The 22,883-nt window shown below is 68.4% G+C and carries 22 protein-coding genes; 18 read left to right on the forward strand and 4 right to left on the reverse strand.

The genetic code is table 11. From position 1 onward, the window contains the following. Positions 1 to 148: 148 nt before the first annotated feature. The 16 genes from IBJ82_RS03845 (at position 149) to IBJ82_RS03920 (ending at position 16,941) form a co-directional block, all read left to right on the forward strand. Positions 149 to 1,798, forward strand: coding sequence for a cutinase family protein (locus IBJ82_RS03845; protein ID WP_228536419.1), 1,650 nt, complete (start codon positions 149 to 151; stop codon positions 1,796 to 1,798). Between the two features lie 55 nt (positions 1,799 to 1,853). Further along, positions 1,854 to 3,152 carry a hypothetical protein gene (locus IBJ82_RS03850; protein ID WP_194824531.1) on the forward strand — a complete coding sequence of 433 codons (1,299 nt, stop codon included), beginning with the start codon at positions 1,854 to 1,856 and terminating at the stop codon, positions 3,150 to 3,152. A 9-nt stretch (positions 3,153 to 3,161) separates the two neighbouring features. Continuing rightward, positions 3,162 to 4,016, forward strand: coding sequence for a hypothetical protein (locus IBJ82_RS03855; protein ID WP_194824532.1), 855 nt, complete (start codon positions 3,162 to 3,164; stop codon positions 4,014 to 4,016). Continuing rightward, positions 4,013 to 4,654 (forward strand): hypothetical protein, encoded by a 642-nt coding sequence (locus tag IBJ82_RS03860; RefSeq protein ID WP_194824533.1) that lies wholly within the window; start codon positions 4,013 to 4,015, stop codon positions 4,652 to 4,654. Before IBJ82_RS03855 ends, IBJ82_RS03860 begins: the two co-directional genes overlap by 4 nt. 94 nt (positions 4,655 to 4,748) lie before the next feature. Next, positions 4,749 to 5,042 (forward strand): hypothetical protein, encoded by a 294-nt coding sequence (locus tag IBJ82_RS03865; protein ID WP_056815437.1) that lies wholly within the window; start codon positions 4,749 to 4,751, stop codon positions 5,040 to 5,042. Next, positions 5,042 to 5,296, forward strand: coding sequence for a hypothetical protein (locus IBJ82_RS03870; protein WP_056810720.1), 255 nt, complete (start codon positions 5,042 to 5,044; stop codon positions 5,294 to 5,296). The genes IBJ82_RS03865 and IBJ82_RS03870 overlap by 1 nt, the downstream gene beginning before the upstream one ends. Positions 5,297 to 5,304: 8 nt before the next feature. Beyond that, positions 5,305 to 5,901 (forward strand): hypothetical protein, encoded by a 597-nt coding sequence (locus IBJ82_RS03875; protein WP_194824534.1) that lies wholly within the window; start codon positions 5,305 to 5,307, stop codon positions 5,899 to 5,901. Further along, complete coding sequence (locus tag IBJ82_RS03880; RefSeq protein ID WP_194824535.1) at positions 5,898 to 6,713, forward strand: hypothetical protein; 816 nt, start codon at positions 5,898 to 5,900, stop codon at positions 6,711 to 6,713. The genes IBJ82_RS03875 and IBJ82_RS03880 overlap by 4 nt, the downstream gene beginning before the upstream one ends. 56 nt (positions 6,714 to 6,769) lie before the next feature. Next, positions 6,770 to 8,227 (forward strand): hypothetical protein, encoded by a 1,458-nt coding sequence (locus IBJ82_RS03885; RefSeq protein ID WP_194825160.1) that lies wholly within the window; start codon positions 6,770 to 6,772, stop codon positions 8,225 to 8,227. Then, entirely contained in the window at positions 8,224 to 9,720 is a 1,497-nt protein-coding gene (locus IBJ82_RS03890) for an SCO6880 family protein (RefSeq protein ID WP_194824536.1), read from the forward strand. Before IBJ82_RS03885 ends, IBJ82_RS03890 begins: the two co-directional genes overlap by 4 nt. A 7-nt stretch (positions 9,721 to 9,727) precedes the next feature. Next, the gene (locus IBJ82_RS03895) at positions 9,728 to 12,085 is read left to right on the forward strand and encodes a hypothetical protein (protein WP_194824537.1); all 2,358 of its coding nucleotides are present in this window, start codon (positions 9,728 to 9,730) and stop codon (positions 12,083 to 12,085) included. Beyond that, positions 12,082 to 12,390, forward strand: coding sequence for a transposase (locus IBJ82_RS03900; RefSeq protein WP_062982964.1), 309 nt, complete (start codon positions 12,082 to 12,084; stop codon positions 12,388 to 12,390). Before IBJ82_RS03895 ends, IBJ82_RS03900 begins: the two co-directional genes overlap by 4 nt. Before the next feature lie 61 nt (positions 12,391 to 12,451). Then, on the forward strand, positions 12,452 to 14,107 hold the full coding sequence (locus IBJ82_RS03905; protein WP_194824538.1) for a peptidoglycan DD-metalloendopeptidase family protein: 1,656 nt from the start codon (positions 12,452 to 12,454) through the stop codon (positions 14,105 to 14,107). Beyond that, positions 14,104 to 14,670 (forward strand): hypothetical protein, encoded by a 567-nt coding sequence (locus IBJ82_RS03910; protein ID WP_370585133.1) that lies wholly within the window; start codon positions 14,104 to 14,106, stop codon positions 14,668 to 14,670. Before IBJ82_RS03905 ends, IBJ82_RS03910 begins: the two co-directional genes overlap by 4 nt. A 31-nt stretch (positions 14,671 to 14,701) precedes the next feature. Next, the gene (locus tag IBJ82_RS03915; protein WP_194824539.1) at positions 14,702 to 16,528 is read left to right on the forward strand and encodes a type IV secretory system conjugative DNA transfer family protein; all 1,827 of its coding nucleotides are present in this window, start codon (positions 14,702 to 14,704) and stop codon (positions 16,526 to 16,528) included. Beyond that, positions 16,525 to 16,941: a DUF4913 domain-containing protein gene (locus IBJ82_RS03920; protein ID WP_056810698.1), complete on the forward strand. Its 417-nt coding sequence runs from the start codon at positions 16,525 to 16,527 to the stop codon at positions 16,939 to 16,941. The genes IBJ82_RS03915 and IBJ82_RS03920 overlap by 4 nt, the downstream gene beginning before the upstream one ends. Positions 16,942 to 16,985: 44 nt before the next feature. Here the strand turns inward: IBJ82_RS03920 and IBJ82_RS03925 are convergent, their stop codons facing one another. Continuing rightward, positions 16,986 to 17,573, reverse strand: coding sequence for a hypothetical protein (locus IBJ82_RS03925; RefSeq protein WP_194824540.1), 588 nt, complete (start codon positions 17,571 to 17,573; stop codon positions 16,986 to 16,988). A 241-nt stretch (positions 17,574 to 17,814) separates the two neighbouring features. Further along, entirely contained in the window at positions 17,815 to 18,711 is an 897-nt protein-coding gene (locus tag IBJ82_RS03930) for a peptidylprolyl isomerase (protein WP_194824541.1), read from the reverse strand. Between the two features lie 85 nt (positions 18,712 to 18,796). Between IBJ82_RS03930 and hisS the strand changes: the two genes are divergently transcribed. Together hisS and IBJ82_RS03940 are read left to right on the forward strand one after the other, a co-directional pair. Continuing rightward, positions 18,797 to 20,068 carry a histidine--tRNA ligase gene (hisS, locus tag IBJ82_RS03935; RefSeq protein WP_194824542.1) on the forward strand — a complete coding sequence of 424 codons (1,272 nt, stop codon included), beginning with the start codon at positions 18,797 to 18,799 and terminating at the stop codon, positions 20,066 to 20,068. A 79-nt stretch (positions 20,069 to 20,147) separates the two neighbouring features. Then, positions 20,148 to 20,795 carry a hypothetical protein gene (locus IBJ82_RS03940; RefSeq protein ID WP_370585134.1) on the forward strand — a complete coding sequence of 216 codons (648 nt, stop codon included), beginning with the start codon at positions 20,148 to 20,150 and terminating at the stop codon, positions 20,793 to 20,795. 42 nt (positions 20,796 to 20,837) lie between these two features. Here IBJ82_RS03940 and IBJ82_RS03945 read toward each other — a convergent pair whose 3' ends face one another. Together IBJ82_RS03945 and IBJ82_RS03950 are read right to left on the reverse strand one after the other, a co-directional pair. Beyond that, on the reverse strand, positions 20,838 to 21,851 hold the full coding sequence (locus IBJ82_RS03945; RefSeq protein WP_194824544.1) for an Rv2578c family radical SAM protein: 1,014 nt from the start codon (positions 21,849 to 21,851) through the stop codon (positions 20,838 to 20,840). Positions 21,852 to 21,882: 31 nt separating this feature from the next. Further along, positions 21,883 to 22,857, reverse strand: coding sequence for an NAD-dependent epimerase/dehydratase family protein (locus tag IBJ82_RS03950; protein WP_194824545.1), 975 nt, complete (start codon positions 22,855 to 22,857; stop codon positions 21,883 to 21,885). Positions 22,858 to 22,883: the final 26 nt, after the last annotated feature.

Below are 22,883 nucleotides of genomic sequence, written 5' to 3' on the forward strand. Positions count from 1 at the left end.
CTGTCCGGGCGATCGCCGAAAAGTTGCCGGCCGCAGCGGGTTTGCCGGGGGCAGTGAAAGGGCCGATTAGGGCAGCGGTTGGGTTACCCGGAATCTGTTACGGTTTAGTGCGTTTCAACGCTCCACTGGTCAGCCGAAACGGACTGTGATGCGGATCGATATGGCTCGGTGCACGACACGACTCACGGGGACGCTGATCGCGTTCACCGTCGCTTCGCTGTCGGTTACGGCGGGGGTGGCCGGCGCGGAAGACGGTACACCCACCACGCCGTCTACGCAGGTATCTATCGCGGCGTGTCCGGCGCTGTACGCCTTGGGAATTCAGGGCACGGGCGAGTCGTCGCCCGACGCGGCGCCCAGCACCGATACCGGGATGCTGTCGACGGTGTTCCGTCCGATGATGGCCAACGCGGCCGACGCGGGGCTCGTCGATCGTGCGTATGTGCCCTACGAGGCGGGTTTCGGTGGCGCGGTCCAAGGCGGGGCGGTGCCGTACACGGAATCGGTCACGGGTGGGTTGGAGCGACTCCGCTCGATGGCGACCCAGGTGATCCAGCGCTGCCCGAACTCCCGGATCGCGGTCGTCGGGTACTCCCAAGGCGCCCACGTCGCCTCGCTGTTCGCCCAGGAGGTCGGCGCGGGCACCGGTGCGGTGTCCGCGGACAAGGTCGCCGCGGTCGCGTTGTTCGCCGACCCGACCCGCGGCGAGAACGCGCCGCTGTTCCCCGGCGCACCCGACCGGTCCTCGCCGCTCGCCGCACCGGGAACCTCCGGCGAAGCGCTGACCGCCATCGGTGAGGTGCGCCAAGGTATCGCGTCCGGCGGCGGACTCGCTCCGCAGAGCGAGCAGACCGACGACTTCGGCAAGCTCACCGGTCGCGTCGCAAGCTTTTGTGCCACAGGCGATCTCGCGTGCGATGCCCCCCAGGGCGCGCCGATCGTGCGGGCCGTCACCAACCTCATGAGTCAGACGAAACTCTCCGGCGGCGACCCGATCGGCTCGTTGACCTCGATCGCGCAGGCGCTGGCGTTCACCTCCATCAAAACCGCCACCGCGGTGGTCGAGCAGGACATCTCCGGCACCACCGCGAGCGATGTGTCGGTCTCGCCGAAGAAGTCGATCTCGCAGCGACTGTCCGACGCCTCGGACCCGAACAGCAAGCTCGATGTGAACGCCGCGTACCAGGCGCTGCTGAAGGTGGGCATGATCGGTCTCAACGCCGTCGCCACCGTGGTGAAGTCGGTGATCAGCCCCGCGGCCATCAGCGAATTGGCCACGGCCACACTGTCGAATCCACTGGCCGGGCTGACGCTGCTCGGGACGAAACTGGCGGGCGCGGTCCCGCAACTCGTCCCGCCGACCACCGGGGTGCGGCTGGTCAACGAGGCGTTCACCGCGGTCCAGCAGAACGTGACCGACAACGCCGAGCTCCTCGACGTCACCACCTGGGTGCGCTACTGGAACACGCTGCAACGCCATGACGCGTACTCGCGCATGGGCGTCGGCGCGAACGGCGCGACACCGACGCAGTACGTGGGCGAGTGGTTCGCCGCGCTGGCCCGCGACGCGGCAGACGTTTCGGGGAAGGGAACGGTACCGGTCGGCGGGTCCGACTCGCGTGGTATGGGAATATTCCAGAGCCCGAACGGCGCGTCTCCGACACCCAAACCCTCCGGTGGGGGACAATTTCCGTTCGGGACAGGAGCCGATGGCGCCTCATCCGGCGGCGCGAAGACTCCGCCTGCCGCGACACCCGTAACCACCGCACCCACCACCCGTCCGTTCTCTGTGAACTGATCACCGAGAGGTCTTCGATGCGAACTGTGCCCGGCGCCGTGGAAAGGGGGGAATGTTGAAGTCGTACAACGAATTGTCGCGCTGGTACTCGGCGCTGGAGCCCGAGTCCGAGTCTGATACCGGTGCCCCTGCGCGCCCGGACACCGCCGAACCGGTAGCGGGCGACGACGACAGCATCGACCGATATTCGACAAGTCCCGACTCCACCCCGACGCCGGAACACGCGCCGGTAGGGGAGCGTCAGCCGGAACCGTTCAGCCTCGACCTCGACGATCAGTCGAACGTCACCGGCGACTCGCACAGCCGGGCCGCGGGACAGCAGTCGAAAGTTGTCGGCGACCCACACGGCTCGAACACCGAGTCCGAGCCGAAAATCGGCAATCTGGACGGCTGGAACATCGAGCCGCGGTCGAACGCCGTCGACGAACGGGACAGCTCGAACGTCGAGCCGCGGCGGAATGTCGCCGACGACCACGACCGCCGACCCATTCAGCACCTGTCGAACGCGAAGGTCGACCCGTTCGATCGAGCCACCGAGTTCGATGACGCGACAACTGAATCCGCCGACTTCGCTCCGCCCGAGTACGGAAAGCGGCCTCACCCGGTCGTACCCGACCCGGTACCACCGCCCCCCGCGCAACTGGCCGGACGCCGCAGCGACTTCACCGGCGGCTGGTCGGACTGGGTCGCCGACCCGGCGCCCGGCCCCGACGACGACTACGACGCCGAACTCGTCCAGTTCCCCTGGCCCGAGGCCACCGACGACGACTACGACGACGCCCGCGTGCTCGAACCCTCCGGCGCTCTGCGCGCGAGCCGGAAACGGCAGCGCGCCTGGGTGGTTCTCGCGGTCTCGTTGCTCGTGCTCGTCATCGCCGCGACCGGTGTGTTCTTCCTGCTCTTCGGACGCGGCGACAGCGACACGGCCGGGCATGCCGCCCCACCGCTGCATTTCACCGCGGGCAACCTGACCGCCGACACCGCGGGCTCGTGCCCGACCGAACGCACCGACATCGTGGTGCGCAGCGCGGAGGCGGGTGGCACCGACTCGGGCCCCGACGCCGTGCTCGCCTTCCAATACGCCTACTACGTGACCCGATCGGGGGAGCAGGCCAGAGCGGTGGCCACCCCCGACGCCGACGTCTCGCCGGCCGCCGTGATCCAGCGCGGTATCGACACCATCCCGGTGGGAACCACCCACTGCGTGCGGATCACCACTGTCGCGGCCGACCGGTTCACGGTGGAGATCACCGAGTTCCGGCCCGCGGGCGCACCGGCCACCTACACCAAGCAATCGGTGCGAACAGCGCTGGTCGGCGATCGCACGCTCATCACGGGCATCGCGGCAGGGTAAGGAGAGGCGATGACAGACGACTGGAGCCGATGGCTCGACGAGGCCCCCGAGGGGGCCCCGTCCGATGACCTGGCGCGTGATCCGGCTCCGGTGGTGCGGTTGCGGCGTCGCAACGGTGAGCGCCGCGACGGTACCCGCAGGCCGATCCTGGTGGTCGGTGGCTGCGGCGGTGCGGGCACGACAACGACCGTGCTCGGTCTGGCCGCGGAACTGGTCACCGCGGGTGCGACGACGGTGGCGGTCGACGCGACCGCCGCGGGCAGCGATATCGCCCTGCGCGGCGCCGACAAACACCTGCACCCGGTGAATCTGCAGTCCTGGGTATACGGCCGCGGCGACGACGAACCGGCACCGCTCGAGGACTGCCTCTCCCGTTCCACCTCCGGTTTCGGACTGCTGTGGCGCGACGCCACCCCGCTGCGCCGGCGGGCGACATTTCTCACTGTCGCGCGGGCGCTGGACACCGGTGGGTACACGGCGGTGTACGACGGCGGCAACCCGATTGCCGGACGGCAACTGCGCCCCCTGCTCGACGATGCCGATATCGCACTGGTCCTTGCCATTCCGGCCCGCGTCGACGCCGCCAACCGGCTGCGAGTGACCCTGGAATGGCTCGACGACCACTACGGTGACGACGGCGCCGGTGTGGTGGCCGACACCACCATCGTTGTCTCGCACCAGTACTCGCACGACGACTCGCGCGTAGCGGAGCATTTGCGCGAGCATCTGTCCGGCTGGGTGCGTGAGGTCGTCGAGATCCCCTACGACCCGCATCTCGCGCGCGGGGAACTCGTCCGCCACTCCGAGCTCGCCGAGGCGACGCGTTCGGCGTATGCGAGCTTGCTCGCGGGGGTGGCATCATGACGGCAGCCATGAATCTTCGTCGTCGTCGTGAACCGGACGCCCCCGCCGGTGTAGTCGCGCCGCCAGAATCGCTGCGCGCCAAGATCTGGGAGCGACCGGTGCCCGGAGTCGGCCGGGCGCCGCTGGTGTGGTTGCTCGGCGTGCACGGAGGTGCAGGCGCGACCACCCTGGCGCACGTGCTCGCTCCCGCCGCCGACGCGCGCGGGCGCTGGCCCGGCGTGTTCGACCGGGAGTCCCCCTATGTCGTGCTGGTCGCCAGGGAAACCATCTCCGGCCTCACCCGCGCGCACGATCTGCTGCGCCAGCACCACGCCGGGCTCGCGGGCCCCGCGCTGGTTCTCGGCCTGATCACCGTCGCCGCGCGCCCTGGCCGGATGGCGCCGGAGATCCGGCGCTACCGGGAGGTGGTCGGCTCACTGGCCGGGCACGTCTGGCAGGTGCCGTGGTTCGAGGAATGGACTCTGGTGGAGTCCGACGCGCTTCCGGTGTGGTCGCCGGGCGACGAGGTGGCGGTCAAGAAACGCCGCCCCGACCCGCTCGACGAAGTGCCGGTAGAAATCGGTGACCTCGGTACCGATGTGGTCGCCGCGATCCGCACCAGTCTCGGCCCGCCCACGTCGGGCGAGGGTCGATCATGAACGCCGGGCGGTTCGCCGGTCGGTGGTGTACAAACGTGTGTCGTCGTCGAAGTGTTTGTGGCACAACACCTTTACAGTGGGAGAAAGGCACCCGATGAGCATGCTCCTCCTCGCCGTGCAGGACACGTACGGCACCGTGCTGGCCCAGGTCGGTAATCCGACTCCGGAAGCTCCGCCCGGCTCGGAGAAGATTCTGCAGCTGGTGCGCTACCTCACCTGGTTCGTCCTGCTTTCGGGCATCTGCGGCATCACCTACGCGGGCGGCAAGTTCGCGTGGGAGCGCTGGACCGGTGGTGGTCTCGAGTCCCCGAAGATGGTGGCGGGCGCCATGATCGGTGGCGTCGTCGCGACCAGCGCGGGCACGATCATGAGTGCGGTCATCGGTTAGTGATCACCGTGCTCGCCTACAAACAGATCCCGGCCGACGTGTTGGCGCCGATGATGCAGTTGCTCAACTGGCTGCTCTGGTTCGTCCTGCTGTCGTGCCTGGCCTGGATGATCCTGTCGGCGGGTCGATTGTGGATCGCGTTCCGCAGCGACCTTGCCGTGAACGACGCCTCACACGGCGTCCTGATGAGTCTGATCGGTGCTTCGGTGGCCAGTACCGCGTCCGCGATCGCGCTGGCCTTCCTGCCGGCATGAATTCCACAGTGACACGACCGGTTGCGGTCGGTATCGCATTGCTCGCGGCAGCCGTCGGCTGTGGCGGCGGTGAGGATACCGGCCCCGTCCTGACCGCCGCACCGACCGGGATCGGCTGGCAGGACTACCAAGGTATCTCCATGCCGCATACCGACCAGGGCCCGAAAACGGTGGACCAGGGCGCCGCGACCGGTTTCGAGCATTCCCCGCGCGGGGCCGGGCTGGCGGCGCTGACCCACACCATCCGGTTGTCGGTGGCGCCGGACAGTCAATGGGCCCAGGTGGTGAACGCCGAACTCGTCCCGGGACCGGCACGTGACGAGTGGGCGATCAACCGAGTACAGCTGTCGATCACCGGACCCGCCACGGCGGAGTACGCGCCGAAATTGTTGGGTTACAAAATTACCGAATATCGTGACGAGCGAACGACAGTCGACGTCTACACCGAATACTCCGACCGGTCACGGGCGGTGAACCACACCACGGTCAGCTGGTACGGCGGAGACTGGCGACTGCAGTTACCCGACCCGCGCTCGGTCGACCGACCGGTCGACCCGATCGACGAATTACCGCAAGACATCGTGACATTGGAGGCACCACAGTGAGCGAGAAGGAGCCGGGCACGCGCGACCGCGCGTCCTTCGGCATGATCGCCTCCGGTGCCCTGCTCGCCCTGATCATGGTCGTCGGCGCCGTCGTGTACTTCAGTCGCGACGGCGACAGCGCCGTGGACAACACGCCACCGCCCGCCCAGGCCGCGGGCGGAACGGGTTTCGCCGAACCCGATGTCGACCTGCTCGGCAGGCGGGTCGACATTCCGAACAACCCGGCGGGCCAGCCGCTGGCCCAGGAACCGGGTACGCAACGTACCGCCGCGGACCCGGATTGGCTGATCGGCGCGCCGAGGGGCACCACGAAACCGCACGGCTGGCAGCGTGTCTACGGCGCATCGGTGCCGTTCTCCACCTCCGACGGGCCGTCGCGGATCGAAGACGGACTCGCCGTCGGCTACGCGCGCACCCCGCAGGGTGCCGCGCTGGCCGCCGCGCAGATCACCTACCGGCTCAACGCCCGCCCGGGCGACCGCGACCTGTACGTGACGCAAGTGCGGGTCAGCACAGCGCAATTGGCCGCCTACGACTCCGCGCTGTCGGGTGACAGGCTGCCTGCGCAGCAGCCGAAGAAGGTGACCCAGTACTTCGTGGCTTCCGACGCGTTCAAGATCGACGACTTCGCCGACGATCTGGCGATCGTGCGGCTCGCCTCGCGCGGCCCGGTGATCGACGGCAAGCAGCTATACGCCGCGATGCGGATGATCGTGGTGTGGGACGCCGGTGACTGGCGGCTCAAACCATCGACGACAGCAAATACCCAGACCGAGTACGTGGAATCGCTGGCGGGGTGGACGACATGGTGATCGAGAGACAGCACAGCCCGGATCGATTCCGCGCGGACCATCGAGGGGTGCCAAATATGCTGAGGCGGATCGTCACCATTTTCGCGGTGATCTTCACCGTGATGATCGCGACGCCGACGGTGGCCTACGGCCAGACCTACGGCTTCGACGAGGCGTGCAACGAACTGCACGACACCCTCGACAGCGTCGCGATCCCCGGAGTCTCGCTCGGCGACGCGGCATCGGCGGTGTGTAAGGCGGGCAATGCCGCCTCCCATCCCGGCGACGCGGCCACCGCGGTCAAGGACAAGGCGTGGGATTCGACCTTCGGCAAGGTGGTCGACTCGCTGATGAAGGGCCTCGGTGAGGCGCTGATCCTGGCGTTGACCTTCTGGATGAAGGTGCCCAACGAGGCGGTGAGCGACTCGGGGGCACTGTTCACCAAGATCAACGACTACACCTATCAGATCCAGATATTGCTGTTGATCGCCTCGGTGATCATCACCGGCGGCAGATTGGCCGAGGCCAGACGCGGGGCGGCCGTGAGCGAGGCCGCCGAATCGTTCCGCCTGTTCGCCAGGGTGGTGTTCAGTTCGTGGATGCTGGGCGCGGTGATCGTCGCGGGGACGCGAGCCTCGGACAAGTTCTCCGAGTGGATCATCGAAGACGCCACCGGCGGCAATGCCAAGAACATGGCCGAGTTGATGGTGAAGACCAGTAAGTTGCAAGCCTTTTCGCCGGGTCTGGTGCTGATCATCGCTATCGTCGGACTGCTCGGCGCGCTTGCCCAGATTGTGCTCGCCATCGTTCGGCAGGGTCTGCTGGTGGTCGCCGCGGGCGTGCTGCCGCTGGCCGCCGCCGCCTCGGCGACCGGGACCGGTAAGCAGTCGTATCAGAAGCTGGTCGGCTGGATCATCGCGTTCATGCTGTTCAAACCGGTGGCCGCGATCGTGTACATGATCGCGTTCACCACCGCGGGCCACGTCGACGAGACCACGGCGTCCGGTGGGTTGCCCAGCGGTGAGGACGCGCAGCGGATGTTGGTCGCGCTGGTGCTGTTGTGCAGCGTGGCGTTCGTGCTGCCCGCGCTGATGCGCCTGGTGGCGCCTGCGGTCGCCACGGTCGGCACCGGCGGTTCGGGTCTGATGATGGCCGGTGGTGTGGCCGTCGGCGCAATGGGTCTCGGTGCGATCGGCACCAAGGCCGTCGCCTCCCGGCCGGTGGCGGCACCTGGCTCGGCAGGCTACTTCGGTGGCGGCGGTGCGGGTGGGCGGCCGGGCGGGCCGAGCGGTGGCGGCAGTGGCGGCGGTGGCGGTGCGCCGCGCCCGGCGCCACCACCACGCGGAGGTGGTTCCGCGCCGCCCGCGACGACCAGTTCGGGTTCGGTGCCTCAGGGGGCGGCGGCACGCAATGTGGTCGCCGCGCGGGCCGCGGCGGGCAGTGCGTCGCGCGCGGATCAATCGATGGGCGACGTCGCCGGTGACCGCTGGGCGAATCGTTCACCCGACCTCGGCAGGAGCACGATTCCGCGATGACGACCTCGGTGACCGACACCTACGAGCGCCGCTCGTACGGGCTGTGGCAGAAACCGCGCAGCGCGGGCCTTTTCGGCCTGCGCTGGGAAGAGACCGTGATCGGTTTCGTCGTGGTGATCACGGCACTGATCTGCGCGATGGTCGGTGGATTCAAATGGGGTTTCATCGTCGGCGGGCTCGGTGCGCTGGTAATGGTGCCCCTGGTGTGGCGGACGGGGGGCCGCTCGGGCTATGAGACGGGACTGATGATGTTCAACTGGAGGCGCTCGCGCAACAACGGCGAGCACGTGTATCGCGGCGGCCGGTTCTCCCGGATCCCCGGCGGTGTCACGAAATTGCCGGGGCTGCTCGCCCCGTCCAAGCTCTACGAAGGCATCGACGCCGGTGGCTATCACTTCGGGATGATCCATCTGCCCGCGTTCGCGCAGTACACGGTGGTGTTGCGGGCCTGGCCGCAGGGGCACGAGGCAGTGGACCAGCCGGTGATCGACCGCTGGGTCGCGGCCTGGGGCACCTTCCTCGCCTCGGTCGGCCAGACCAGCGACATCGTCGCGGTGGTGCCGGTGATCGACACGGTGCCCGAGACCGGAAACCGTTTGCTCAACGAGGTTTCCACGATCACCCGCCCCGAAGCCCCCGATCTGGCCCAGCAGGTGATGTACGAGCTGGCCACCGAATTGCCGCAGGAGCGTGTGCAATTGCTGCCGCGGGTGGCGATCACGTTCAAGGCGACCACGGCCGAGCGGCGCAAGAATCCGGCCGAGGAAGCGGTGGAGATCGGGCGCAGGCTGCCCGGTATCTGCGCGGCGCTGGCCGAGGCGGGTGTGCGGGCGCAGCCGATGTCGGCGGAGGAGGTCATCTCCTTCATCCGCCGCAGCTACGACCCGGCCGCGCAGGCCGATCTCGAGGTGGCCGCGGCCGATCCCGGTGGGCACGGCCTCGGCTGGGACGACGCCGGCCCGGTGTCCTACGACGAGAAGTGGGATCACCTGATCCACGACGGTGGCCGCTCGGTGACCTGGGAGATGGACGCGGCGCCCGAGGGCGCGGTGGACGAGCGGGTGCTGCAGCGGCTGCTCGCGCCCAATCCGGAAGTGCCACGCAAACGCATCGCGATCGTCTACCGGCCGCACTCGGCCGCCGATGCCGCCGAGATCGTCGACGACGACTTCAAGAACGCGCTCGTCGCGCAGCAGAGCGAACGCGGTGTGGTTTCGGCGGCGGCGACGCTGCGGGTGGGTGCCACCCAGCAGGCGCGCGAGGAACAGGCACGCGGACACGGTGTCACCCGTTTCGGCGCGCTGGTCACCATCACCGAACCGCTGCGCGGTGACCTGCCACGCATCGAGGCCATCACCCGTGACCTCTCCACGCAGGCGCGGCTCAAGATCCGGCGCTGCTACCGGTACCAGTCCGCGGCGTTCGCGGCATCTCTCGGTTGCGGCGTGATCCTGCCCGAACACGCAACCATTCCGAAGGCATTGGCGGGGTGAGGCGATTATGGGACGCGACTACGAACCCCCGGTGCGCGATCGCGACGACGTCGCGTTGCGCCCGGTCCACCGGCCGCCGCGCATCCGCGGCGAACGCGAGCCACGGCCCGCGGGGAGCGCGCCGCGCGTGAGCGACGACGTGCTCGGCCTCGACGAGCGCACCGAACGCGACGAGCGCGAAAGCTCGGCGCGGGGATCACGCGTGCCCGAAGAACGTCCGTCGGGTGAGCGCAGGTCGCGTGAGGAACCGCGTGCCGACCGAGGCCGCCCGACCCGACCGCGTGGTGAGGAACCACGCAGGCCGAGGGAGGACGAGGACGGCCGCGTTCGCGCCCGTGGTGACGAGATGCGCGGTCGCGGTGACGGACCGCGCGCACCCGGCCGCGAAGGTGCGGGGGAGCGCCGCACTCGACGTCCGCATCCCGATGCCGAGCGGGCCGCACGGGCGCGGGCCGAACGTGGGCTGCGCGACGAGGATCACGGCCCACGTCTGGAACACCAACGTCCCCAGGCCGATCCGCGTCGACGGCCGAAGCAGGCCGAACCCAAGCTGACGAAGAAGAAGCCGAGGCCCGCGAAGGCTGTTCGCGCGATCCGGCCCGACGAGGCCGCCGACCGTGCGATGGGTTCGGGTCGGTCCGCGAAATCGACCAAGCCGGACCGGCGTTCGCAGTCCGGCCCGACGCTGCTCGACGACGCCACCCGCGCCCGCTACGAGATGATCGCCCGTGAGCAGTCGGGTCTGCGGGCGGCATGGGCGACCTTCCGGATCCACACCGACGACCTGCGTCGCAACAACGCGCACGCCCGCAGCGAGGCCGTCGTCAAGGACGGATTCGACCGCACCACCGCCGAATTGACCGACCGCGGTTACTCGGGCGCGGGCGGCGGCAAGATGAATGTCGTCGGTCGCCCGGTGGAGTATCGGGCCACCACCGCCCAGGTCGCGGGTCTGTGGCCGTGGTCGGTCGGGGCCGGCGCGCCGCTGATCGGTACTCCGCTCGGCTCGCATCTGCACACCGGCGCCCCGGTCTGCTTCGATCCGATGAACTGGTTCATGCGCGGCAGCTTCATCACCGCGCCCAGCCTGTTCGTGCTCGGTCTCAACGGTTTCGGCAAGTCCTCGCTCGTGCGCCGGATCGTGCTCGGCGGCATCGCCCAGGGCATCACCCCGCTGATCCTGGCCGACGTGAAACCCGACTACCGCAAGATGGTCGAACTCGTCGGCGGTCAGGTGATCGACCTCGGCTACGGGCACGGCAAGCTGAACCCACTGGCGGCGGGCGTGCTCGGCTCGGTCGTGCCACGCCTGCAAGACAAACCCGCACTGCAACGTCAGGTGCTGCAGGATCTGCGGGCCAGGCAGGTGACGCTGATCGCGGGCCTGGTGGAACTGGTCCGCGGCGCCCGCGTGGCCGACTTCGAGGAAACGCTGATCGCCACCGCGCTGCGCATCCTCTACCAGCCCGGGGGATTCACCCCCGACAAGCCGCCGATCATGGAAAACCTGCTCGAGGTGATCGTCGGCGGCGGCGCCGAGATGATGCTCGACGCGGGCGCCGACAACAGCGACGAATACCAGAACGCGATCAAGGGGCTGCGCCGTTCGCTGCGCGCGCTCACCCAGGGCCCGTTCGGCGCGATCTTCAACGGCCAGACCAGCGTTCCCATCGACACCAGCGCCGTCGCGGTGTGCATCGACGTCTCGCACATCCCCAGCGGCGACAAGAAGCTCAAGGCCGCGGTCATGCTGGCCTGCTGGGCAGACGGTTTCGCCTCCGTCGAGGCCGCGCACGTGCTGGCCGACGCAGACCTCGGCCCGCAGCGCTACTTCCAGGTGGTGATGGACGAGCTGTGGCAGGTGCTCGGTCTCGGCGACTTCATGGTCGACCGCGTCGACGAGTTGACCCGTCTGCAGCGCGGCCTCGCCACCGCCCTGATCATGATCAGCCACACCATCAAGGACCTGCAGGCGCTGGGCTCGGACGCCGCGATCGCCAAGGCCATCGGCTTCCTGGAACGCGCGCGCGCCAAGATCTTCGGCGCGTTGCCCGCCGAGGAGATCAGCAGGCTCGACTCCACCGTGCCGTTCACCTCGGCCGAGCAGGAGATGGTGACCAGTTGGTCGGCGCCGCAGGCCCTCACCGGTGAGGCGCTCAAGCCCGGCCAGCAGCGGCCCTCGCCGCCCGGCACCGGAAAGTTCTTGCTGAAGGTCGGCGAGGATCGTCGACCCGGTATCCCTTTCCACATGGAGTTCACGGTGTCGGAACGAGAAAGCGGAATCCACGACACGAATCAGCGCTTCAGCGAGTTCGGCGACAACCCACGTGGCACGCCGGACTACTCGAACGGGAGTGAGCAATGATGCCGCACCGGTCCTATCGCCGGGTCTCACCGGAGGTCCGCAATGCCGCCGTCGCCCAGGTGGTCGCGCTGACCGACAAGCTGCGCAGCGAATCCGAGGCGTGCCGGATGGTCGCCGAACAGATCGGCGTGCACGCCAATTCGGTACGCAACTGGGTCCGCGCGACCCAGGACCCGAGCCTGGACCGGCTGGACGCCACCGCGCTACGCCGCAAAGTGGCGCTGCTGCAACAACAGCTGGCCGCCGCCGCGGAGATGAACCGCACGCTCGCCGACACGCTCAACGAGTCCCGGCGCCGCACATGAACGTCGCCGCGGCGGACGTTGCCGAAGTCGGCGCCCGCCGCGGAAATCGGGGAGGCGGCCGGTGAACGTCCGCACGATCATGATGACGGTGCTCGGTTCGGTCGTCGGGTTGGTGGCGCTGATCCTGGTGATCGTGCTGCCGTCCTCGGATGAGACCTGCGAGACCGGCGATGTGCTGGTCGGATCGTCGGTTCCGACGCTGCCCCAACTCGGCGCCGACAATCGCGCGGGCGCGACCAGTGCTGCCGCACCGACGTCGAATCCGGCGGTCACCGGCACGCCGGTGTTGGCCGCGGGTGTCGGTCCGCTGCGCCGCACGTTGCCGCTCGAGATCGGAACTTTCACCGTCTCCGATGTGTTCGGTTCGCGCGGCGGCGATCACAAGGGCATCGATATGGCCGCCACCGATGGGACCACGATCTACTCGGTATCCGACGGCAGAGTCGTCGCCGCCGGCCCCGCTTCGGGTTTCGGCAACTGGATCGTCGTGGATTCCGTCGACACCAACGGCCGCGCCTACTCCGCGGTCTACGGCCACATGTGGGACGCGGGCGTCAAGGTGCGCACCGGCCAGACGGTGACCGCGGGTCAGCCGATCGGGATGGTCGGTTCGGCCGGCGAATCCAGTGGCCCGCACCTGCATTTCGAGATCGTGCCCGGCGGCCGGTTCACCGGTGGCCGTCAGATCGACCCGATGCCGTGGCTCGACGGCGCACCCACCCCGGATGTCGGCGGCGCGCGGGCGTTTTCGAGCGATCCGAACTGTGTGCGCGGATTCGGCAGCGCCGGTGGGGCACTGGCCGATGGAAAGGTCCCCGCCGAGCTCGAGATCTGGTATCGCCGCGCGGGGACCGTGTGCCCGGAGATCTCGTCGTCGCTGCTGGCCGCGCAGGCCAAGCAGGAGTCGGGATTCCGGCGCGGTCTCACCTCGCCCGCGGGTGCCCAGGGCCTGGCCCAATTCCTGCCCGGCACAGCCGCGAGTATCAACCCCGAGGACGGTCAGCCCTACATCATCGATGCCGACGGCAACGGTTCCGCCAGCGTGTGGGACGACGGCGACGCGATCATCGGCCAAGCCCGCTACATGTGCTCGATCGCCCACAAGATCGCGGGCTGGATCGCCACGGGGCGCGTGTCGGGCGACCTGACCGCACTCACCCTGGCCGGATACAACGCCGGTGAGGGCGCGGTGCTGACATCGGGAGGTATGCCCAATCAGTACGCGGCGCACTATTCCGAGACCAGGCCGTATGTCACCAACATCTTGTCGATGGAACCGCAGTACCGGGCGCCCGGCGCGCAGGGCCGATTCACTCCGGGGCAGGGGTCCGACGGCGAACAGATCGTCGAGGCCGCCCACGACTGGCTCGGCACACCGTACGTGTGGGGTGGCGGCGGCCCGCAAGGGCCGAGCGGCGGCGGATTCGACGGGCCGGGCCTGACCGCCGCGGCGGTGTTCGCCGCGTCCTCGGGCGCGGTCACGTTGCCGCGCACCGCCGAACAGCAGTGGGAGGCGGGCCGGGAGGTACCGATCGCGAAGGCGGCGGTCGGTGATCTGGTGTTCAGCGGGTTCGGACGGCAGGGACCGACCCAGGTCGGGATCTACGCGGGCAACGGCCGGCTGATCCAGGCGGTCCCGCCGACGAGCAACCGCGGTGGTGGGGGTGTCGCCGAAGTGGCGGTGCCCGGCGACGCACGGGCGAGGAGGGTGTTGTGAGCGCACGACCAGCGATAACCTGGTGGGAGAGAACACGAATCCGCACAACTCCGGCGGTGATGCTCGTGGTAGTCCTGCTCTCGGTCCCCGCCTGTGGTGGCGATGCCGAGCCGTCGCGCCCTGAGGCCACCTCCACCACCCGCCTGCTCGAGGCCGCGGTCGACCCGACCACTCCCGACGGGGTCGCGGTCGTCGCCCTGCGCGAGGTCTACACCTGGAACCCCGTCACCGAGCAACCGGGATCCTCGCTGCAGCGCGCGCGAGAATGGTTGGGGCCCAGCATGATACGTATGCTGGACAGTTCGATCGGCGTGACCGAGACGCCGAAACCGTCACTACAGTGGGCCGACTGGGCGAAGGCGAAAGCCCACGTGACGGCATTCACCTTCGCTTCGGGGGAACCCGCGCCCGCGAGCGCGGATCCGACTGTGGCGCAGTACAAGATCGGCATCGAACAAACGGTCGTCTACCCGAACGGACGCACCGAGGCCCTACCGCCGAGCACGGTCATCGCGACCGTGGTGCAGACGCCGCAAGGCTGGCGCCTCGAAGCGTTCCGCTGACCACCCACCACGTCCACACAAGGAGGCACCCGTGGCGAAGAAGAAGGTGACGGATCCGGCCGCGGTCGGACCCGACACAACGCTGATCATGATCATGTTCGGGTTCGCGGCGCTGATCACCCTCGCTGTCGCCCTGCACCTGGGCAACGCGCTGGCGGTTGTGCCGCAGACCATTCCGATCAACCCGATCGCGGTGGTCGCCGATCTGGCGCGAGGCAAGCTGCAGTGGCCGCGTGCGTCGACGGTGATCGTGCTGCTGGTGATCGCGTCGGCCATCGCGTATGTGGTGATCCGTAAGCGGTTGCAGAAGCGTGCGGTCGTCGGCCGGTTGGCGGTGGACGACAAGGCCGAGCACATGGGCAGCGGAAGTGCGATCGCGTCGATCACCGAGGCCGGAGTCAGGGAGAAGGCGGCTGCCCTCGGTATGAAGCTGGGCACCAACGACTCACCCGGTGTGCCGATCGGCATCGCTGTCGCCGACGGCACCCCGCTCTACGGCTCCTACGAAGACCTGCATCTCGACATCTGGGGCCCCCGACAGGGCAAATCCACCTCGCGGGTCATTCCGGCGATCCTCTCCGCGATCGGGCCCGTGCTGGCGACGTCGAACAAGCGAGACGTGGTCGACGCGACCCGTGATGTGCAGGAAGCCAAGGGCAGTCGCACGTTCGTGTTCGATCCTCAAGGTGTCGCCGGTGAACGACCGACCTGGTTCTGGGATCCGCTGAGCTGGGTCAACTTCCGCACCGAGGGGTGCGAGATGCGGGCGGCTCGGCTCGCGGGACACTTCGCCGACGCCGAGACGGGCGGCAGCGCCGACGACGGCGACAACTTCTTCGATCCCGAGGCCGAGGACCTGCTTGCCGCGTTCTTCCTCGCCGCCGCGATCGCGGGCAAACCGATCACCCAGGTGTGGGAATGGGTGACGAATCCGCAGAACACCGAGGCGATCGAACACCTGCGCAGCGCCGAACATCACTTCACCGCGTCCGGTCTGGCCATGCAGTACAACGCCGACCAGCGCACCAGGAGTGGCATTTTCGGTACCGCCAAGAAAATGATCCGCTGCTTGCAGTTGTCGAACGTGCATCCTTGGATCACGCCGGCCGACGGTGTTCGCCCCCAGTTCGACGAGTTGGAGTTCATCGAACGCAACGGCACGCTGTACTGCCTGTCGCTCGAGGGGCGCGGATCGGCGGCACCGCTGGTCAGCGCGCTCACCGAGGCGGTCATCGATGTGGCCATGCGCAAGGCTTCGCGGTCGTCCGGTGGGCGGTTGCCGATCCCGCTGCTCGCGGTGCTCGACGAGGCCGCCAACGTGGTCCGCTGGAAGGATCTGCCCAAGCAGTACAGCCACTTCGGGTCGCGCGGCATCGTGGTGATGACCGTGCTGCAGTCGTGGGCACAGGGTGCGCGCTGCTGGGGCGAGGCCGGAATGAGCGCGTTGTGGTCCGCGGCCAATATCAAAGTGCTCGGCAGCGGCGTCGACGACATGGCCTTCCTGCGCGACCGATCCGAGGCCATCGGCGAGTACGACTCGATCTCGTCGTCGATGTCGCAGTCGGGCAACAGTAAGAGCTACTCGCGTTCGCTCAGTTCCTCGGTGACCTTCACTCCACAGGGCCTGGCGACGCTACCGCGCGGCCGCGCCGTCGTGTTCACCTCCGGTCAGCCTGCCGTGCTGGTACGGACGGTGCCGTGGTGGGAATCGGAATACTCCGAGGCGGTCAAGAAGTCGATCGAGCAGAACGACCCGACTCGCAAAACCCGGATAGACGACCAGTTCGGGTCACCATCGCTAGCGAAATCCAGTCCGCCGGAAGAGATCGGTGAAGTCGAGGAGGTCAAGCCGCTGTGAGCAACGATTTTTCGGATACGGACCGGCAGGAGCGGGTCTATGCCGGGGTGAGCGAGTTCGTCCGCGAATACCTGAGCCAGCTCTACCGTCGTCAGGTCACCGATATCAGCGATACGGTGTGGTGCCCGGAGTGGTGGCGCCACCCCGAGGCCGCTGTGCGCCTGGACGCGCTATGGCAGGCGTGGGAGCACTATCGGATGAAAGGCGGCCCCGGTATCAGCGTGTGGTTCCTCGAACACGCCGATCCCCACATGATCAAGCTGTTCGACCCGCGTGGTCCGTTCAAATACTGCAGCGTGCGCAACGGGCACAAAGAGATGCTCACGTCGTTGCCGGTGGAGAAGCCGGACCTGGATCAGTGGACCGAGCCGGATAATGGGCTGTGGGACAAGGGCGCTGTTCCCGGCGCTTGAGCCGAACACGATCTCGGCGGGGCTGCTCCCCGGCGCCGCCGAGATCAGCGTCCGCGTTCGATCCCGCGTTCGATTCCGCGCTCGAGGCCACGTGCCCGCGCGGGCATGTTCCGCGTTCCCGCGTCGCGCAGCCGGATCGCTTCCTCGGGTGAGATCCCGTGGCCCATCTCGACCAGCATTCGGACCTGGCTCAATTCGGGGGCGACACCGGCTCGCTGCAGATGTGCCGCGATCGCTGCGCGCCGCTCGGTGGAGTCGTAGCCGACTGCCTGTCCCACGCTGCTCGAGTGCCCGGCGGCGCTCGCGGCGAAGGGGGAGCCCGACTCCTTGTTGAGGTTGATGCCGCGCGATTCGACACTGCGCGATTCGACACCACGCGATTCCACCGAGCGTGAACCCACCGACATCATCTGCACGAGTTCGACATTGCGCGGATCCTTGGCCTTGAGATCACGCGCCTCGCGGATCTGCAATTCGCGCGCTTCCTTCATCTTGGCCTCGATCGCCTTCGCGCGAGATTCGGCGTCTTTCTGACCGTGTTCGCGCGATTTGACGGCGACCAGGATGGCCATCTGCAGCATGGTGCGCATCATGGACGCCGTTTCGCTGCCGATGTCGTCGAGTTCCGCCATGACTGCTCCCCGATGCTGCTGTGGAAGTGGACATCTGAGCCTACCGCGCGAAGGACACGATGCGATGTCCGGCGGGGCCGACCGGGGGTGGGGAAAAACGCGGGTGAGCGGGTTGAGTCTCGAATGAATCGTAGGGTTGCCTAGCCTCTGATGATCTTCTTCGCACGTCGGGGCACGAAAATCGGAAACGGACCGGACACGCAAGCGTGTCCGGTCCGTTCTGTCGCCGAAGAAGGTGGTGTCAGCCCACCTTGACAGTGTTGAACGAGATCGGGATGGCAGGCCCACCGTCCTCGGCGCCGCCCTTGACGCCGCCGCTCGCGACCTTGTCCAAGGTGGCCAGGCCTGCTTCGTCGATCGTGCCGAAGATGGTGTAGTTCGGCGGCAGCTGCGTGTCACCGAAGACCAGGAAGAACTGGCTTCCGTTGGTGCCCTTGCCTTCCGGCGAGGTACCAGCGTTGGCCATGGCGACCAGGCCGCGCTTGTAGTTCACCGGCTGCTGGAGCGCCGGGTCACCGGCGGCGAACAGATCGGTCGGGTATTCGTTGTCGAAGCTGTAGCCGGGGCCACCCATGCCGGTGGCCGCGGGGTCACCGCACTGCAGGATGCCGAAGCCCGGCGTCGCCACGATGCGGTGGCAGCTGGTCTTGTCGAAGTAGCCCTGCTGGGCCAGGCTCACCAGCGAGTTGACCGTGCAGGGTGCCTGTGCGCTGTTGAGCGACAACCCGATCGGTCCCTGCGTGGAGTCGATCGCGACCTTGACCTCGGGGCCGTCGGTGGCGACCGATGTCGTGGCGGGCGCGGTGACGGGCTTCGCGGGGGGCTCTTGGTCCACCGGGTAGCTGCAGTCGACGGTCGCCGGCTTGGCCGCGGGGGGCGGCGGACCGGGGATGTCGAGGGGAGTGTTGACGAACTGGGTCGTCGGCACCGCCGAGGACGACTCGGCGGTCGCCGACTCGCTGTCGTCGCCTCTGGTGAGGAAATACACGCCGGTCGCGGCGGCCGCGACGACTATCACACCCAGTACCGAGCCCGCGATCGTCAAGCGCTTGCGCTTCTTCTCCTGCTCGGCCCGTCGTGCCAGCTGGCGCTCCAGCTTGCGCTTGGCCGCCGCCCGTCGCTGTTCGTTACTCGGCACTACCGCGTTCCTCCCGTGTCGTCAGGTTCGTCTAGAGGGTAACCGGTTGGACGCGGAGGGCGCCCGTGGGGAAAACTGGACCATCGTGACCAAGACCAGCAGCTTCACCGCCCCGAAGGGGGTCCCCGACTATCTGCCGCCCGGTTCGGCCGAGTTCGTCGCCGTGCGCGACGGCTTGATCCACGCCGCCCGACTCGCCGGGTACGGGCATGTCGAGCTGCCGGTATTCGAACAGACCGCCCTGTTCGCACGGGGTGTCGGCGAGTCGACCGATGTGGTCAGCAAGGAGATGTGGACCTTCGCCGACCGCAACGGCGAAAGCTTCACCCTCCGTCCCGAAGGCACCGCGGGCGTGATGCGCGCGGTGATCCAGCACGGTCTGGACAAGAGCGGTCAGCTGCCGGTGAAGCTCTGTTACGCCGGTCCGTTCTTCCGGTACGAGCGCCCGCAGGCCGGTCGGTACCGGCAGTTGCAGCAGGTCGGCATCGAGGCGATCGGCATCGACGATCCCGCCCTCGACGCGGAGGTCATCGCGATCGCCGACGCCGGGTTCCGCTCGCTCGGCCTGGACGGGTTCCGCCTCGAGATCACCTCGCTCGGCGACGAGACGTGCCGTCCGCAGTACCGCGAACTGCTGCAGGAGTTCCTCCGTGGGCTGCCCCTGGACGAGGAGACCCAGCGCCGCGCCGAGGTCAACCCGCTGCGCGTGCTCGACGACAAGCGTCCCGAAGTGCGCGAGCTGACCGCGAACGCGCCGTTGATGATCGACCACCTCTCGGAGTCGGCGAAGGCCCACTTCGAGCAGGTCCTCGGGCACCTCGACGCGCTCGGCGTGCCGTATGTGGTGAACCCGCGCATGGTGCGTGGCCTGGACTACTACACCAAGACCACGTTCGAATTCGTGCACGATCAACTCGGCGCGCAGTCGGGCATCGGCGGCGGTGGGCGCTACGACGGGCTGATGGCCGAACTCGGCGGGCAGCCGCTGTCTGGCATCGGGTTCGGCATCGGTGTCGACCGGACCGTGCTGGCGCTCGCGGCCGAGGGCAAGTCGGCGGCCGATCCGGCGCGCTGCCAGGTCTACGGCGTCGCGCTCGGTGACGCCGCCAAGGCGAAGCTGGTCGCACTGGCCGGCGAGCTGCGCGCGGCCGACATCAGCGTCGACCTGGCCTACGGCGGACGCGGGATGAAGGGCGCGATGAAGGGCGCCGACCGTTCGGGGGCGAAGTACACCCTCGTGCTCGGTGATCGCGATCTCGCCGAGAACACCATCGGCGTCAAGGAGATGGCGACCGGCGAGCAGCGGTCCGTCCCGCTCGACGGCGTCGTCGCGGTGCTGCGCGAGGGGCTCGGGTAGTCGGCTGCCGAGGTCGGTGTGGCGCGGTAATCTGACCGCGCCACACCGGGCGGGCCGGTGGCGGGTGGAGAGGGTCATCGTGGACGGGCAATCCGGGCAGTCGTCGGCGACGGAACCGGTGGGTATCGACCTGGTGGCGCCCGAGATGTTCGCGCCGATGTTGCGCAGGCTCGCGCTGGCCGCGCTCGGGGTCGGCGTCGGGGCGACGCTGCTGTCGGCGGTCTGGCTGAGTTGGCCGTACGCGATCCTGATCGGACTGGCCGTGGCGGTCCCGACCATCGGCTACGTGTTCGCGTTCCAGCGGCGCCGAATGTGGTTGAGCGGCACCGTGATCCGCGCACATCGCCTGTTCGGCGAACACACTCTCGACCTCGCCGACGCCACCGGCGTGCACCTGCTGGTGTACCCCGCGCGGCTCAGTCGCATCGCCTTGCGGGTCACTGCGGGCGGCGACACCCAACTGGTGCCCCTGGCGATGTACACCGACGTCGGTAGCGGACGCGAACTGCACCTACTCGGTCTGCGCAAACTCGCCGACGCGCTCGCCGCCAGCGAACTCGTCGCCGCCGTCGCGATCTCGGAAGTGCTGGTGCAGCAGCTGCGCGCCGAGGCGCGCGATGCGGGTCTCGAGGAACGTCCGCTGTATCGCGCGGTGCGGTCGGTGCGCAGCAAGGACAGTGTTTCGCCGGTAGTCCTCAGCGATTCCGAGGTCGCCGCGCTCGGCTGAACCTCCCGCTCTCGGATCCGGATGCCGGAGTTCTGGCGGCGGTCAGCCGAAGAGAGCGAGTTGCGCGCTCTGTGGCGTGGCCGGGGGAGTGGCTGGTGTTGTGCGGCCTTGCGTTTGACGGAGGCCGTGGTGCGTCAGGAGAGGGTTCACCCGGTCGCGTAACCAGTCGCGGTAGAGAGGGGTGACGTTGCTGCCGCGGGCATAGAGCTGGCGGTAGCGGCGGATGAGCGCGGGGTGTTCGGTGGCGAGCCAGGTGAGGAACCAGTCCCGGGTGGGGCCGCGCAGGTGCATCGGGAAGGCCATGGCGCTGGACGCGCCCGCGTCGGCGATCGCGGCGAACAGGGCTTCGAGGTGGGCTCGGCTGTCGGTGAGGCAGGGGATGATCGGCGCGGCCATGACATGGACGGTGAAGCCCGCGTCGGCCAGCGCGCGGACCAGGTCGAGGCGGGCGCGCGGTTCGGGGGTGCCCGGTTCGAGGCTGTGGTGCAGATCGGGATCGAGGATGGCGATCGACACCGCGACGCTCACCTCGACTCGCCGGGCCGCCTCGGTGAGTAGCGGGAGGTCGCGGCGCAGCAGCGGGCCCTTGGTGAGGATGGAGAAGGGGGTGCCCGAATCGGCGAGTGCGGTGATGATGCCGGGCATCAAGCGGTATCGGCCCTCGGCACGTTGATACGGGTCGGTGTTGGTGCCGAGCGCCACCGCCTCGCGCTGCCAGGAACGGCGCATGAGCTCACGGCGGAGCACCGCGGCGATATTGGTCTTCACCACGATCTCGGAATCGAAATCCTCGCCCGCGTCGAGGCCGAGATATTCGTGGCTGCCCCGCGCGAAGCAATAGCGGCAGGCGTGCGAGCAGCCGCGCATCGGGTTGATCGTCCAGCGGAAGGGCAGCGCGGAGCTCTCGGGCATCTTGTTCAGCGCGCTCTTGCACAGCACCTCGTGGAAGGTGATGCCGTCGAACTCGGGGGTGCGGACGGAGCGAACCAGCCCGGCCCTGGTCAGGCCGGGCAGCGCGCCGTCATCGGCGTCCAGGGTTTGAGCTTGCCACCGCACCCCACGAGTCGAACATTTGTTCGAACAGGTGTCAAGCCTGACGCGACGCCCGCAGGAAGTCGACGAGGTCGTTGACGGTCTCCAAGGTCGGACGCGGGCGGTAGCCGAGTTCGCGTTCGGCCTTGCCGTGATCGACGGTCGGCGCCGAGATCAGCGCGCCCATCGCGGCTTTGGACATGATGTCGGAGCCGAGGCGCCTGCTGATCGGCTCGAGCACCGGCATCATCGCGCCGACCGCCTTCGCCGGGATGACGAAGCGTGGACCCTTGGCGCCGGTGCGGGCCGCGGCCATCCGGCACAGGTCGACCATCGTGGTCATCTCGCCGCCGAGCAGGTAGTTCTCGCCGGTGCGGCCCTTCTCGCCCGCCAGGATCAGGCCGTGGGCGACGTCGCGCACGTCGACCAGGTCGAAGCCGCCGCCGATCATCACCGGCACCCGGCCGCGCATCGCCTGGCCGGCGGCGGAGTTGATGCGCGACAGTCGGTCCAGATGGTCGACCGGACCGTAGACGCCGGTCGGATTCACGATCACCGCGTCGAGTCCGCGCTCGATCACCGGACGCAACGCCAGTTCGCCGGACCACTTCGACCGGTCGTACACCGGCAGGCTGGGATCGTCGGAGCGGCCGGAGGTCTCGTCGATGTGCCCACCCGCGCGGTACTGATCGAAGGCGTGGATGGAACTGGTGTGGACGAACCGGCGCACACCCGATTCCAGCGCCGCCTCGGCGGTGACGCGCACGCCTTCGGTGTTCACCCGCCACGCCAGATCGTTGCGTTCGGCGAGGGTGATCAACGCGACGAGGTGGTAGACCACCTCGGCGCCCGCCAGCACCGCCCGCATCGACGCGGGGTCGAGCACATCGCCTTCGACCCAGGTCACGGCCGGATCGGCGGTAGTCGGGGCCACGCGGTCGATCGCGACGACCTCGTGGCCGCGCTCGACGAGCAGGGGGATCAAGTTGGTACCGAGGTAGCCGGCTGCGCCGGTCACTGCGACCTTCATGTGCCCGAGGATATAGAACATGTTCT

The organism is Nocardia sp. XZ_19_231 (assembly GCF_015355705.1).
In the GTDB taxonomy this organism is placed as follows: domain Bacteria; phylum Actinomycetota; class Actinomycetes; order Mycobacteriales; family Mycobacteriaceae; genus Nocardia; species Nocardia salmonicida.

Coding starts and splice junctions, on each gene's coding strand:
- IBJ82_RS03885 (WP_194825160.1), top strand. CDS start 6,770: ATGCTGAGGCGGATCGTCACCATTTTCGCGGTGATCTTCACCGTGATG.
- IBJ82_RS03890 (WP_194824536.1), top strand. CDS start 8,224: ATGACGACCTCGGTGACCGACACCTACGAGCGCCGCTCGTACGGGCTG.
- IBJ82_RS03895 (WP_194824537.1), top strand. CDS start 9,728: ATGGGACGCGACTACGAACCCCCGGTGCGCGATCGCGACGACGTCGCG.
- IBJ82_RS03950 (WP_194824545.1), bottom strand. CDS start 22,857: ATGAAGGTCGCAGTGACCGGCGCAGCCGGCTACCTCGGTACCAACTTG.
- IBJ82_RS03900 (WP_062982964.1), top strand. CDS start 12,082: ATGATGCCGCACCGGTCCTATCGCCGGGTCTCACCGGAGGTCCGCAAT.
- IBJ82_RS03865 (WP_056815437.1), top strand. CDS start 4,749: ATGAGCATGCTCCTCCTCGCCGTGCAGGACACGTACGGCACCGTGCTG.
- IBJ82_RS03860 (WP_194824533.1), top strand. CDS start 4,013: ATGACGGCAGCCATGAATCTTCGTCGTCGTCGTGAACCGGACGCCCCC.
- IBJ82_RS03845 (WP_228536419.1), top strand. CDS start 149: ATGCGGATCGATATGGCTCGGTGCACGACACGACTCACGGGGACGCTG.
- IBJ82_RS03925 (WP_194824540.1), bottom strand. CDS start 17,573: ATGGCGGAACTCGACGACATCGGCAGCGAAACGGCGTCCATGATGCGC.
- IBJ82_RS03855 (WP_194824532.1), top strand. CDS start 3,162: ATGACAGACGACTGGAGCCGATGGCTCGACGAGGCCCCCGAGGGGGCC.